The organism is Dietzia timorensis, from assembly GCF_020742175.1.
GTDB classification, from domain to species: domain Bacteria; phylum Actinomycetota; class Actinomycetes; order Mycobacteriales; family Mycobacteriaceae; genus Dietzia; species Dietzia timorensis_A.
Window position 1 is genome coordinate 1 of sequence record NZ_DYXM01000015.1, and the last position, 11,809, is coordinate 11,809.

Here is an 11,809-nt window from a genome sequence, read left to right on the forward strand (position 1 = left end):
CGCCTTCGGGGTCGCTCGGCGCAACCCGCGGTCGAGGGCAGAGCGCAGGTCGGTTCCATCGGCGGCCAGTTGGCGGTCGGGGTGGACAAGCACCCGATACTGCGCCGAGAATGCCGCCGGCAGTGGCACGAGCGTGGTGCCCGGTAGTGCCGTGACCGTCGCGTCGACGACCGCGAAGCACGTTCTCCCCGCCACGGCGGGAAGGAGATGCTCCGGCGTGTCGACCTCGATGATCGTGCGGGTTCCGGCGATGTCCGTGAGGCGATCGGTGAGCTGGTCCCAGGCCGCCGGAGCCAAGTAGCGCGGTGTGATGGCCAGTTCGAGGCCGCTGATGTCGTACCACGGTGTCCGCTTGGATGATGCGGAAGAGCGACCCTCGGGAATCGCTAGCCGCCTCTCGGCGATATGCCCCACGCCCTTGACGAGATCGCCGAGTGGGGAAGGGAACTCGACGATCGCCGCGGAGAGCTCGCCGATCTCGACCTTCTCGATCAGGGCGGAATCCGCCGCGCGTCCGACGTCAACCCTGGTAGCCAGGGACGACGCCGCGCGAGCGGCGGCTGCGGCGACCCATGCCGGGGCGGACACGCCGATGCCGATCGAGATGGAATCACGATCCGAGGCGAGCTGGGACGCGGCGAGTTCGAAACTTTCCGCGTCGCGCACGACGACCCGAGCCAGCGGGAGCAGGCGTCGACCCTCGTCGGTGAGCACCGCGCCATCTCGGGCACGGCGAAAAACCTCGAGACCAATCTGCGATTCGAAGCGTCGGATGCTTTGCGACACAGACGGCTGGCTGAGGCCCAGGTCTTCCGCAGCGAGGCCGAAGCTACGGTGCTCGGCGACCGCGATGAAGATCCGGCATAGCCGCGTCACGTCGATGCGGCCCAGCCCGATTGCCCCTGCACTAAATCCGCTCACCACCACATGATGCCCGCTGCCGGGTCGGGCGGGTTGGTAGCGGGGCCCGGCTAAAGCGAATGACGACCGTGCGGCGCGTCGGGCCAGGCAAGCGAATACCTGCCGCTCAACGAAACCGCGCGCAGCCTCTTCCAGGCGAACCCGTAGATGTCGACGAGTGGGATCAGGTACGCGACAGAGAACAGCCACGCCTCGAGGTCCGCGTCTCGAGGGCCGCCACCGAGCATGTGTGCGCCTAGTGCGATGCCCAGCACCGCCGTCATAAGCAGAAACAGCCGTTCGGGGCGGAACGCGGCCGGGTCACGCGGGATCGTGTACAGCCCGCGGCTACGAGAGCGTGCCCACAGAAACCTCGAGGCGAAACTCACGCCACTCAACAAAAATAGAGTCAGGATGACCGATTCGCTCAACGTGTTGGAGGACGAACCAACAAGGATGACGACGAAGCCCACGAATGCCAGAACAGCACACAGTCCGGGGGCGCGCGGCGCACGTCGGCGCGGCGCGTTCACGTTGCCGCGGAGCAGCGGGAGAGATCGGTCGGCATATGTTCGTCCTCTCTCTATTGCTGCCGGGCAAGTAGGCTGCGACGTCGTGAGTGGGCCCTCGGCGCTAGGAACATAACACTGGAACGTTTCGGTTCTCGGACGGCAAGGCCGAGGCTCGAGCAGAGCGCCGGTTCGGATCGTACTGGTTGCGGAGCGATCGGCGTAGCGTGAAGGCATGAGAATCGCGGTCCTCGGTGCAACGGGTGAGATGGGCTCCAAGGTGGCGCAGAAGGTGCGGCGTCAGGGGCACGAGCTGGTTTCTGTGAGCAGATCGGAAGGCGTCGATGTCTACACAGGCGAGGGGCTGCCTGCCGCGTTCGCCGGGGCGGACGTCGCGATCGACTGCCTCAACATGATGTCGCTGAGCGCGAAGAAGGCCAGCGACTACTTTGGCCGGACATCGCGCAACGTGGTCGATGCGTCGCAAGAGGCTGGCGTGTCGCGGCTGGTGTGCATGTCGATCGCGGGCGCCGCCGATCCCGAAGTCAACAAGATGTTCGGCTACTACAAAGGTAAGGCCGTGCAAGAGCGTGTCTACATAGAAAGCGGTGCGGACTGTGTGGTCGTGCGCTCGACCCAGTGGTTCCAATTTCTCGAGGTACTCATGGGCATGGCATCGGTCGGTCCGGTCGCGTTGCTCCCGAAGATGATGATGGCCCCGGTGTCCGCCGAACGAGTGGCGTCACTGCTTGTCGAGACGGCAGTGTCCGGCAATCAGCATGAGGGAAAGACGCTCACGATTCGTGGCCCGGAAACGGGATACGCGGCGGACTTCGTCAAGCGACAACTCGCGGCGACCGGGAACGTCGCCGGAAAGTCGCCGCGCTGGGTGGGATCCGCGCCGTATATGGGCTCGGCGATCGCGCGGGGCGGACTCGTGCCGAGCGGCGGCATCGTCGATGAGACCTCGTTCGGCGAGTATCTCGAATCGTTGTCGCGCTAATCTCCGCGCACGCAGATGGTGAGTCGGGGCTGTCTCTGCTCTAGCCGGCGCGGTAGATCAGCTCCACGTGACCGTTGGCGAACGGGTGGCTCCCGACAAGGGAAAGCGAACCCTGTTCGAAGCGCTCGGGGAAGAGTCGTCGGCCGCGGCCCTGGACCGTCGGATAGATGTAGAGCCGGTATTCGTCGACGAGCCCGGCCTCAATCAGCGCATGGCACAGGTTGATGCTGCCGGTGACGACGATGTCGCCGCCGCCCTGCTGCTTGAGGTCGCGAACCTGGCTTTCCCAATCGCCGGAGAAAATCGTCGTCCGAGACCACTGCGGGTCGGTCATCGTCGAGGACACCACGAACTTGTCCTGAGCGTTGAGATCGTCAGTGATCCCGGTCTGGTCATCCTCCACGTTGGGCCAGTAACTCCGGAAGTCCTCGAACGTTTGTCGGCCAAGGAGGAGGGCGTCGCACCGCTTGCTTTCGGCGAGGAGCTGATCGAGCTCTCCCTTGTCGCTCTCTTGTGGATCGAACCATTCGCCGAGCATCTCGATCGAGCCGTCGAGCGTGCAGTTCTGCGAAATGACGAGCCTGCGTGGCTGAGCGTTTGTGGTGGTCATGAAGTTTCACGTTCCTTCGTAAGTGCCGCGTGCTGGTGCGGTGTTGCTCCTTACCCACGTTGGCAAAGTAACTCGCCTCTTCTTTGTCCTCGTGTGCGCGATTGCGGAAAAGATATTCGGGACCCCTTGACGGACCACATCGTCAAATGGTTCATTAGTTGAGTAACTAACCAACGAACGAGGGGTTGCGATGGACAACGGCAAGCCGCTGTTCGTGCAGATTGCCGAACAGGTCGAGGACGCGATCGTCGATGGCAGCTTCCCCGAGGGCGGCAAAGCGCCGTCGACAAATGAACTCGCCGCATTCCACCGCATCAATCCAGCGACGGCGGCAAAAGGAATCAACAAGCTCGTCGACAAGGGAATTCTCTACAAACGTCGCGGAATTGGGATGTTCATTTCAGAGAATGCCCGGGAAGTCCTCCTCTCCGAGCGGCGTGAGGTGTTCGCCGAACGCTACGTGCAGCCACTCATCATCGAAGCGCGAAAGTTGGGCCTCGGCCCAGACGATGTCGTCGCGCTGATTCACACACGCTCCGCGCACGAGGGCCGTCCCGCCTAGAACGCGCCGACCGAGCCGAAAGGGCCGAAATGAACTCCGTGATCGAGGTCCGCAACCTCACCAAGAGATACAAGAACACACTCGCGCTCGACAATGTCAGCTTCGATATCGAAAAGGACACCATCTACGGCTTTCTCGGCCGCAATGGAGCCGGCAAGACCACGGCGATGTCGATCCTTACGGCGCAGGACACTCACACCAGCGGCGACGTGCGCGTATTCGGCGAGCACCCCTACGAGAACTCGAAGGTGCTCAGCAGGATGTGCTTTGTCCGCGAAGGGCAGAGGTACCCGGACGATTCGACGCCGAAGCAGGCACTCAAGGCGGCGAAGATGTTCTTTCCCAGCTGGGACGATGACGTCGCCGAAGAACTCATCGAGGAATTCCAGCTCCCCCTGAAGACCCCGATCAAGAAGCTCTCCCGAGGGCAGAATTCCGCCGTCGGCGTCATCATCGGGCTCGCTTCGCGAGCCGAGGTCACCTTCTTCGACGAGCCTTACCTCGGCCTCGACGCCGTCGCGCGGCAGATCTTCTACGACCGCCTCATCGAGGAGTACGCGAAGTGGCCGCGCACAATCATGCTGTCGAGCCACCTCATCGACGAGGTGTCCAACCTCATTGAGCGTGTCCTTGTCATCGATGGCGGCCGCATCGTCATGGACGAGACTGCCGATGATGCCCGCGGCCAGGCCACCAATCTCGTCGGCGATGCCGGCGTGGTCGAGGGCGCAGTCGCCGGATACGAAATCATCCATCGCGAAACCCTCGGCAGAGTCACCTCGGTGACCATCCTCGGCTCGCTGCCGGACGACAAGCGCGCCGAACTCGCCGAAGCGGGCGTCGATTTCGCCCCCGTTTCGCTACAGCAGCTCATCGTTCGCCGAACCCAGCACCACGCGGCATCGGAGTCGAACATCTCCACCGCCAACACCGAAGGAGTCTTACGATGACCGCCGTAGCCGAACCCTCGATCTATTCCGCCCCGACCGCGCCCCGTGGGCGCATCTCCAACGTCGTCCGCCTGCAGTTCCTCAACCTTTGGACCTTCGTGTGGACGCCCCTGTGCGTTCTCGGCGGCTCGTGGCTGATCTCGCTCCTCGTCAACGCCATCATCAATTCCGCCGACGTGTCCGGTGACAAGGTCAGCTACGGCGCGCAGGCGCCGCTCTGGTACTTCCTCGTCGTTGGCATCATGGCGATGGCCTACACATTCCCGTTCTCGCAGGCGATGACCATCACCAGGCGCGAGTTTTTCCTCGGCACGCTCGGCGCGGCCGCGATCAGCTCGCTCGGCATGTCGCTGATCTTCGTGGCCTTCGGTCTCATCGAGCAGGCCACCGATGGCTACGGGATCAATGCCTACTTCGGCTACCTCGAACCGCTGTGGGTCAGCGGACCACTCGCCGCTGGCTTCGAGTTCTTCGTCTTCTCGATGCTCGTGTTCATCTTCGGGTTTTGGACGGCGACGGTGTACCGGTTCGGCGGCGCGAAGGTGCTCACTGCCCTCCTCTTCGCGCTCGCGTTCGCCCTGGTCGGGCTTGCCGCGCTTATCACGTGGCAGGAGTGGTGGCCGTCGGTCGGTCGCTGGTTCGTCGACACCGGGGCGCTTGGACTGGCCTTCTGGGGCCTCGCGGCCGCGGCGGTCTTTTCGGCGATCTCCTATGCGACCCTCCGACGTCTTCCCGCATGACGTCGGACGCAAGATAACCGCCGGACCACACACTCCCCGGCACGAAGAAGCGACGCCGCAGCGGCCGGCCGGAACACTCCGGCCGGCCGCTGCGCTGGCTCCATGAGGGGCGAATCTATTCCTGCACGTTGAGCTCGGGGCGCCCCGAGGGCACGGTCACTGTCGCGCGGCGGTGCAATTTCTGTCCGGGGGCGGTGTTCTTGTCGGTGACGCGAACCTCCGTCGTCCACTCGTTCTTGTCGACCTTGACGGCGATGTAGCCGCGCTGGGCGTTGCCGAACTTGAACGCTTCGCTCGCGGACTTGTATCCCTCGTTGGCCTCGTCGCTGTCGGCGCCGTCCTTGCCCGAGGCGATCGATGTCCCGGCGAACTCGACGCCGACCGCGGGGGAGGCGTCCTCATAGTCACGGCGAAGTTCCGAGAATGCGTTCCGGTGAATATCGCCGACGATGGAGACGAGGTTCTTCGCTCCGCGCTCCGCAGCTCCATCGAGGATCCGGTGGCGCGAGGCCTCGTAACCGCTCCACCCGTCCATCGACACGTTGCGCTGGCCATCCTTGACCCGGGGCAGATCGGAGATGACGGTCTGGTGCGCGAGCACATTCCATGCGGTCGGGGAGGGATCGAGGCCGTCGAGAATCCACTTCTCCTGCTCGTCGCCGGTGATGGTCCGCGAAGGATCGGCGGTCTCTGCGTCCTGCGGACTGTTCTTGTCGTCGTGGACCTGATTCGAGCGGTACTGCCGCGTATCGAGCACGGAGAAGCGAACGAGGTTGCCGTAGTCCGTGCGCCGGTAGATCCGCATGTCCGGTCCGGTCGGCGCGGTGACTCGGGTCGGGGTGTGCTCCCACCACACCTTGAAGGCCTGAGCGCGACGGGACAGGAACTCGACCGGATCGTCGTCGTCCTGGGAGATCTCCGCAGCCCAGTTGTTGTCGACCTCGTGGTCGTCCATCGTGACGATCCAAGGCGCCGACGCGTGCGCGCGCTGCAGCGGCTCCTCGCTCTTGTAGAGGCCATAGCGAAGGCGGTACTGGTCGAGCGTGTACGGCTCGGCCCGGACGTCCGCGCTTAGAGCCGACATATCGCGAATGCCGTTGTCCTTGAGCTCGCTTTCGTAGATGTAATCGCCGAGGAAGAAGATCACATCGTTTTCGCGCTCTGCCATGTCCTCGTAGGCGTTGTAGTAACCGTCGTGCCACGCCTGGCAGGACGCCCACGCGAAAGACAACGAGCCGAGATCGGCGCCCAACGGAGCGGAGGTACGGGTGCGGCCGACGGGGCTCTCGGAGCCGCCCGCACGGAATCGGTAGTAGTACACGCGCCAGGCCTCGAGGCCTTTGACATCGACGTGGACGGAATGCGCATGGGCGGGATCGGCGATCGCGGTGCCCCGGTCGACGACCGAGCCAAATGCTTCGTCGGTGGCAATCTCCCATTCCACCGGTATCGCCACTGGGGGCATGCCGCCGCCGATCTCCAGCGGCTTCGGCGCGAGCCTGGTCCACAAAATCACCGAGTCCGGCAGCGGATCGCCGGACGCGACACCCAGGGCGAACGGATTGTCGAGACGCATACTTCCCGATCCGAGCGAGCCCGCCGGGAGCGAGCTCTGCGCCTCGGCGGTTCCGCCGAGCATCGCCGGGGTGAAGGCTGCGGCAGACACGGCGGCAGTCCACGTAAGGAAGCTCCGCCTCGTCGTACCGCGCGAAATCGAAATGGCAGGGATATCCACGCGAGTGTTGCTCATAACAATAGTTGACGCTCCGAAAGCAACGGCTCGGCAAATACGACGTTGTCATTGTGTGAAACGGCAAGGTCGAATAAGTTTCCGGAAGATAATCAACTCTTCTTCGAGGGAGCGCCGCCGTGGCCCTGAAACGACTTGACCTGGCCGGAACCACTTGTGTCGTCACCGGCGGCGCACGGGGCATCGGTGAGGCGTTGGGGCGCGAGCTCCACGCGCGCGGTGCGTGTGTCGCCTTACTGGACACGGACCTCGAAGAGGCGGAGGCCGTGGCCGCATCCCTGGGCGGAGATCGCGTGGTGGCCCTGCGCGCAGACGTCACCGATCCAGCTACTTTGAGCGAAGCGCTGAGGCGGGCGCGCGAGCAGTTCGGCCCGGTCACCGTGGTGTGCGCGAACGCGGGGATAGCCGCCGGGGCGCACGCCTTCACCATCGACAGCGCGCCGGACGGCCTTTTCGAGCGGATCATCGACGTCAACCTGCGCGGTGTATGGAACACCATCCGTGCGACGCGGCAGGACGTGGTGAGCACGAACGGGCATGTGCTCATTACCGCGTCGATGTATGCCTACATCAACGGGATGATCAATGCGCCGTATGCGGCGTCGAAGGCAGCGGTCGAACAGCTCGGGCGGGCGTTGCGCACCGAGCTTTCCTATTGCGGCGCCTCGGCGGGCGTGCTGTTCCCGGCGTGGATCCGCACCGACATCTCGAAAGTGGCGTTCGGTGAGGATGAGGTCGCCACCGGATTGGTCGCGCGCGCGATGCCCGGCAAACTCGGTGCCCGAGTCGAGCCCGCGGAACTCGCACGCATCGCGGTGGACGGTATCGAGCGGCGCAGATCGCGCACCCACGTGCCCGGATTCTTCGGCGTATATTCCACATTGCGCGGGATCATCAATCCGCTCACCGACTTCGCCTTCGCGCGCGACCGCGTGACGCAGGCGGGTATCCGCCGGATCGACGAGCGAGCCGGCACCGGCAACGATCGGAACTGTCCATGAATCCCACGCCCACCGGCTATTACCGCGAAGGCCGAATCGTCATCGAGCGCCGCCTCGATCTCTCTCCCGGTGAGGCGTGGGATGCCCTCACCGCATCCGAACACACCGCACGCTGGATCGGCCCATGGTCCGGGGACCCGGCCACCGGATCCATCGACCTTACGATGACGGCGGAGGAGGGAAGTCCATCGATGTCGCTGCGGATCGACGAGTGTGAGGCCCCGGTCCGCGTGGCGGTGAGCGCCGGCGAGGGCGAGGACGTGTGGATGCTGTTCGGCGAGGTCCGCGCGGCGGGCGAGGGCGAAAACGGAGCCGTCATCGCGCTCTCGCAGATCACCGACGATCCGGAAAAGACCAGTGCGATCGGCCCCGGATGGGAGTTCTACCTCGACCGGCTCGTCGCTGCCGAGACGGGCGGAGATCCCGGGGCGATCGACTTCGATGACTACTACCCGTCCATGGCGGGCTATTATCGCGCGCTCCCCGGCTGATTCCGAACGCGAACACCGGAAGAGCCGCCCACCCGAACCGGATGAGCGGCTCCGCCGTCATATATAGAGTGTCGCGGTCTACGGGATGTAGAGCGGTGCAGGGTTGCGCACCGTCGAGGACACGTCCGCGGCCCAGCGCAGCGGACCCGAGGAGGGCGTCCACTCGCCGAGAAGCGTCGAGATCTTGTACTCCATCTGGGCGCGCAGCCGGTCGAAGGAGTCCTCGTAGTTCTCGCCCACGTAGCCGAGAAGCAGCCACCACGCCCAGGCCACCGCGCCGGCGTTGGCGATGAAGTCGGGCAGGACGACGACGCCTCGGGCAGCGAGGTCGAGCTCGGCGTCCTCGGTGGTCGCCGCGTTCGCGGCCTCGACAACGATAGAGGCCTTGATGCCGAGGCAGTTCTCCTCGGTGATCGCGTAGGACACGGCTGCCGGGACCACGATGTCGCAGTCGGTGTGGAGGATGACGTCGCGGTCGAGCAGCTCCACGCCTGCCGGAACTGCGGCGCGGTCGATCTCGCCGAAGCGGTTGCGGGAGTCGAGCAGAGTGGGAACGTCGAGGCCGGCCGGGTCGTAAAGGGTGCCTACGGCATCGGCGAGAGCGACGACCTTCATGCCCGCCTCGTGCAGGTAGAAGGCGGCGCCGCCGCCCATCGTGCCGACACCCTGGATGGCGACGGTGGTGTCGGGGATGTCCCAGCCGCGCACCTTGGATGCGGCGAGACAGGCCTGCGCCACTCCGTAGCCGCCGATGACGTCGCCGAGCGGGCCGCCCGGGGTCGCCGCATCGAGGCCTGCGTGGACGCGCGCGGTCGTCGCGACCGGATCATCCGAGCGCTCGATTGCCGCGTGGTACGACTGATTCATCCCGAGGCGGGCGAACACGGTGTCGACAAGGCTCTGCGGTACGCCGAGGTCCTCGGCCGTGACCCAATGGCGGTCGAGATACGGGCGCATCGCCTCGTAGAAGCGGGTGAGCACGTCCACCGCGCGCGGGTCCTTTGGGTCGAAATCGACGCCACCCTTGGCTCCGCCGATGGGGAGGTCGAACGCGGCCGTCTTATTCGACATGCCTCGAGCAAGATCCTCTACTTCTGTCACGGTGCAGCCGGCGCGCATCCGCGTACCGCCGGTGGCCATGCCCTGGACCATGGTGTCGATGACGAGATATCCGGTGGCGCCGGTGACGTCGTCGATCCACTGGATTCGCATGTACGGCTCGTGGTGCCTGCGTGTCGGAGTGGAGACCGGCATCGGGGTAGCGGCGTGCAGTACGTCCGTAGTGGCCGTTGGTTCCGGTGTGGTCGACATGGGGTTGATCGGCGTGAACGTCATTGTCGTCGCCTCCTCGCATCTTCTCGATCGGCTGAGTCGGGGGGCTCTGCCTGTACCTCAAGGATGGCCCCGTGAATGTGACGTAGTCCACTTATAGTTACTGCAGAGGATCGTTCACTTTTTCTTGACTATCGAGCGGATTCGCAGGCAGATAAGCCGCGAGCGGCCTAATCTCACGGGTATGGAGGTCTCGCTTCACAGGCTCAAGCTCCTTCGCGAGTTGCGGTACCGGGGCACGGTCACCGCTGTCGCCGAGGCGCTGCACTACACCACGTCTGCCGTCTCCCAGCAGTTGTCGCTGTTGGAGAAGGAAACCGGCGCCGCGCTGTTCGAGAGGCGGGGCAGGCGCATCGTGCTCACCGAATCGGGAGAGCTACTCGCCGATCACTCGGAGTCGATCCTCGATGCCGTGGAGAACGCTGGTAACGCGATCGAATCTCTCCGCGACGGCATGCGCGCTACGCTGCGTGCCGGCGTGTGGGCCTCGGTCGCGACGGGGTTGCTCCCCACAGGGTTGGCGATGCTTGCCGAGAGTTCCCCGGGGATCGAGGTGCGCTCGGTCGAGCTCGCCCCGGAGGCCACCTCGGAAGCCGTGCGCGACGGCACGCTCGACCTGTCCTTCGTTATCGACTACTCGAACTACCCCATGCCGCGCACCCAACAACTCGAGCGTCGGCCGATCGCGGTGGAGAATCTGTACGCCGCCGTCCCGGTCGCGGAGGCGACCGATGGGCCCGTCGCGCTGTCCTCGCTCGCGGGGCGCGAATGGATCCTGTCGGATTCGCGCTCGCACTTCGGCCGAGCCGTCCGGCTCGCCTGTCGCGAGGCAGGGTTCGAGCCCGATGTTCGCCATGTCGTCGGTGAGCAGTCGACTGCACTCGCTCTCGTCGCCGCCGGGCTTGGTGTGACCCTCGTGTCGGACCTCGGGGCGTTCGTACGTCCGGAGGGCATCGCGCTTGTGCCGTTGGAAGACGAGCTCGTGCGTAACCTCTCGATCTCCTACCGTGTGCGCGATGCGGAGCGCCCCTCGCTGCGGGAATTCGTAGAGACGATGGCCAGTGCCGCGGTGAAGGTCGGGCTCACGGCGCCACAGTCCACTACCAGGAGGTGACCTTCTTCCGACCCATGTACCTGCGGGTATTCCGAAAACCCGGTCCAAACGTTCCTTCGCTCGGGCCTTTCGGGGCTCCGTAGGAAGCGCAAAAGTTCGCGCCGAAGCGGGGTTCAGAAAATCTTGGCAAGCTCATTTTGTGTGAGTTAGGTCACTTAAAATCGCCCGGATTTCCGATTTTTCGTTTAGGAAGTTGTGATCTGGACCGCGGTTCAACTACGGCCGTGCTCGTGTACATTCTCGCTGTTATGCGACACACAATGTGCAGCGTGGCGGGATCGACTCGCGCCGGATCGATTGGCCGAATATTAAAGAATTGCAACAAACCTATTTCGAATGGGACGCGAAGATGCCCTTATGGTCGGAACCGTGCCCGATCGACCGAGTACCGATCGGCGTCACACCAAAACAAAGATGCCCAAGAGTCATCTGATTGGAGGACTTCCATGGCAGATCTGAACAAGACCACCGGTAAGCACCGCACCAACACGAACCGCACCGTTGCCGCCGCTGCAGGCGCCGGCGCGCTCGGCATTGGTGTCGCACTCTTCGCACCGGCCTTCGCACAGGCCGCGGACGCACCGGAAGACGTGACCCCGGCTGCGGCCGCCGTTGAGGATGGCACGACCACCGATTCCGGTTCGCCCGAGGGCACCACGGAAGACCCCGCGGCTGACGACACCACGGACCAGGGTGACGGCACCGATGAGGGCGAAGACGCCGACCAGGGTGACGGCACCGACGAGGGCGAAGACGCCGACCAGGGTGACGGCACCGACGAGGGCGAAGACGCCGACGAAGGTGACGACACCGGCGCGCTCGGCTCGCTGCCGGCTTCGTTCCGGAG

The 11,809-nt window shown here is 64.6% G+C and carries 12 protein-coding genes and 1 pseudogene; 8 read left to right on the top strand and 5 right to left on the bottom strand.

Annotation, left to right across the window (positions count from 1 at the left end; all coding sequences use genetic code 11):
* Both K8V11_RS00635 and K8V11_RS00640 read right to left on the bottom strand, forming a co-directional pair.
* Positions 1 to 921 (bottom strand): LysR family transcriptional regulator (locus K8V11_RS00635; protein WP_303910244.1); only part of this gene is annotated, 921 nt, incomplete at its 3' end.
* Between the two features lie 50 nt (positions 922 to 971).
* Positions 972 to 1,289: a hypothetical protein gene (locus K8V11_RS00640; RefSeq protein ID WP_303910246.1), complete on the bottom strand. Its 318-nt coding sequence runs from the start codon at positions 1,287 to 1,289 to the stop codon at positions 972 to 974.
* A 355-nt stretch (positions 1,290 to 1,644) separates the two neighbouring features.
* On the opposite strand from K8V11_RS00640, the gene K8V11_RS00645 reads away from it, so the two are divergent.
* Positions 1,645 to 2,412: an SDR family oxidoreductase gene (locus K8V11_RS00645; RefSeq protein ID WP_303910248.1), complete on the top strand. Its 768-nt coding sequence runs from the start codon at positions 1,645 to 1,647 to the stop codon at positions 2,410 to 2,412.
* Between the two features lie 40 nt (positions 2,413 to 2,452).
* On the opposite strand, the gene K8V11_RS00650 is transcribed toward K8V11_RS00645, so the two are convergent.
* Entirely contained in the window at positions 2,453 to 3,022 is a 570-nt protein-coding gene (locus tag K8V11_RS00650) for a dihydrofolate reductase family protein (RefSeq protein WP_303910250.1), read from the bottom strand.
* A gap of 190 nt (positions 3,023 to 3,212) precedes the next feature.
* Between K8V11_RS00650 and K8V11_RS00655 the strand changes: the two genes are divergently transcribed.
* From K8V11_RS00655 to K8V11_RS00665, 3 genes are read left to right on the top strand one after another with little or no spacing between them, the layout of a single operon-like run.
* Entirely contained in the window at positions 3,213 to 3,584 is a 372-nt protein-coding gene (locus tag K8V11_RS00655) for a GntR family transcriptional regulator (protein ID WP_067474779.1), read from the top strand.
* Between the two features lie 29 nt (positions 3,585 to 3,613).
* The gene (locus K8V11_RS00660; protein ID WP_303910254.1) at positions 3,614 to 4,534 is read left to right on the top strand and encodes an ABC transporter ATP-binding protein; all 921 of its coding nucleotides are present in this window, start codon (positions 3,614 to 3,616) and stop codon (positions 4,532 to 4,534) included.
* On the top strand, positions 4,531 to 5,274 hold the full coding sequence (locus tag K8V11_RS00665) for a hypothetical protein (RefSeq protein ID WP_303910256.1): 744 nt from the start codon (positions 4,531 to 4,533) through the stop codon (positions 5,272 to 5,274). The genes K8V11_RS00660 and K8V11_RS00665 overlap by 4 nt, the downstream gene beginning before the upstream one ends.
* A 115-nt stretch (positions 5,275 to 5,389) precedes the next feature.
* On the opposite strand, the gene K8V11_RS00670 is transcribed toward K8V11_RS00665, so the two are convergent.
* Positions 5,390 to 7,024: an alkaline phosphatase gene (locus K8V11_RS00670; protein ID WP_303910258.1), complete on the bottom strand. Its 1,635-nt coding sequence runs from the start codon at positions 7,022 to 7,024 to the stop codon at positions 5,390 to 5,392.
* A gap of 119 nt (positions 7,025 to 7,143) precedes the next feature.
* Between K8V11_RS00670 and K8V11_RS00675 the strand changes: the two genes are divergently transcribed.
* Positions 7,144 to 8,025 (top strand): SDR family NAD(P)-dependent oxidoreductase, encoded by an 882-nt coding sequence (locus K8V11_RS00675; protein WP_303910260.1) that lies wholly within the window; start codon positions 7,144 to 7,146, stop codon positions 8,023 to 8,025.
* Positions 8,022 to 8,516: a transcriptional regulator gene (locus tag K8V11_RS00680; protein ID WP_303910262.1), complete on the top strand. Its 495-nt coding sequence runs from the start codon at positions 8,022 to 8,024 to the stop codon at positions 8,514 to 8,516. Before K8V11_RS00675 ends, K8V11_RS00680 begins: the two co-directional genes overlap by 4 nt.
* A gap of 78 nt (positions 8,517 to 8,594) precedes the next feature.
* On the opposite strand, the gene K8V11_RS00685 is transcribed toward K8V11_RS00680, so the two are convergent.
* A complete protein-coding gene (locus K8V11_RS00685; protein WP_303910266.1) occupies positions 8,595 to 9,770 on the bottom strand; it encodes a Glu/Leu/Phe/Val dehydrogenase dimerization domain-containing protein in 1,176 nt (391 codons plus the stop codon).
* Between the two features lie 262 nt (positions 9,771 to 10,032).
* Here K8V11_RS00685 and K8V11_RS00690 point away from each other — a divergent pair, with 262 nt between their 5' ends.
* Positions 10,033 to 10,962 carry a LysR family transcriptional regulator gene (locus tag K8V11_RS00690; protein ID WP_303910264.1) on the top strand — a complete coding sequence of 310 codons (930 nt, stop codon included), beginning with the start codon at positions 10,033 to 10,035 and terminating at the stop codon, positions 10,960 to 10,962.
* 446 nt (positions 10,963 to 11,408) lie between these two features.
* A pseudogene (locus K8V11_RS00695) lies at positions 11,409 to 11,809 on the top strand (hypothetical protein); the annotation flags it as partial.

What these genes read in the sequence shown, in the direction of transcription:
- K8V11_RS00645 (WP_303910248.1), top strand. Translation starts at nt 1,645, where the DNA reads ATGAGAATCGCGGTCCTCGGTGCAACGGGTGAGATGGGCTCCAAGGTG.
- K8V11_RS00650 (WP_303910250.1), bottom strand. Translation starts at nt 3,022, where the DNA reads ATGACCACCACAAACGCTCAGCCACGCAGGCTCGTCATTTCGCAGAAC.
- K8V11_RS00655 (WP_067474779.1), top strand. Translation starts at nt 3,213, where the DNA reads ATGGACAACGGCAAGCCGCTGTTCGTGCAGATTGCCGAACAGGTCGAG.
- K8V11_RS00660 (WP_303910254.1), top strand. Translation starts at nt 3,614, where the DNA reads ATGAACTCCGTGATCGAGGTCCGCAACCTCACCAAGAGATACAAGAAC.
- K8V11_RS00665 (WP_303910256.1), top strand. Translation starts at nt 4,531, where the DNA reads ATGACCGCCGTAGCCGAACCCTCGATCTATTCCGCCCCGACCGCGCCC.
- K8V11_RS00670 (WP_303910258.1), bottom strand. Translation starts at nt 7,024, where the DNA reads ATGAGCAACACTCGCGTGGATATCCCTGCCATTTCGATTTCGCGCGGT.
- K8V11_RS00680 (WP_303910262.1), top strand. Translation starts at nt 8,022, where the DNA reads ATGAATCCCACGCCCACCGGCTATTACCGCGAAGGCCGAATCGTCATC.
- K8V11_RS00685 (WP_303910266.1), bottom strand. Translation starts at nt 9,770, where the DNA reads ATGCCGGTCTCCACTCCGACACGCAGGCACCACGAGCCGTACATGCGA.
- K8V11_RS00690 (WP_303910264.1), top strand. Translation starts at nt 10,033, where the DNA reads ATGGAGGTCTCGCTTCACAGGCTCAAGCTCCTTCGCGAGTTGCGGTAC.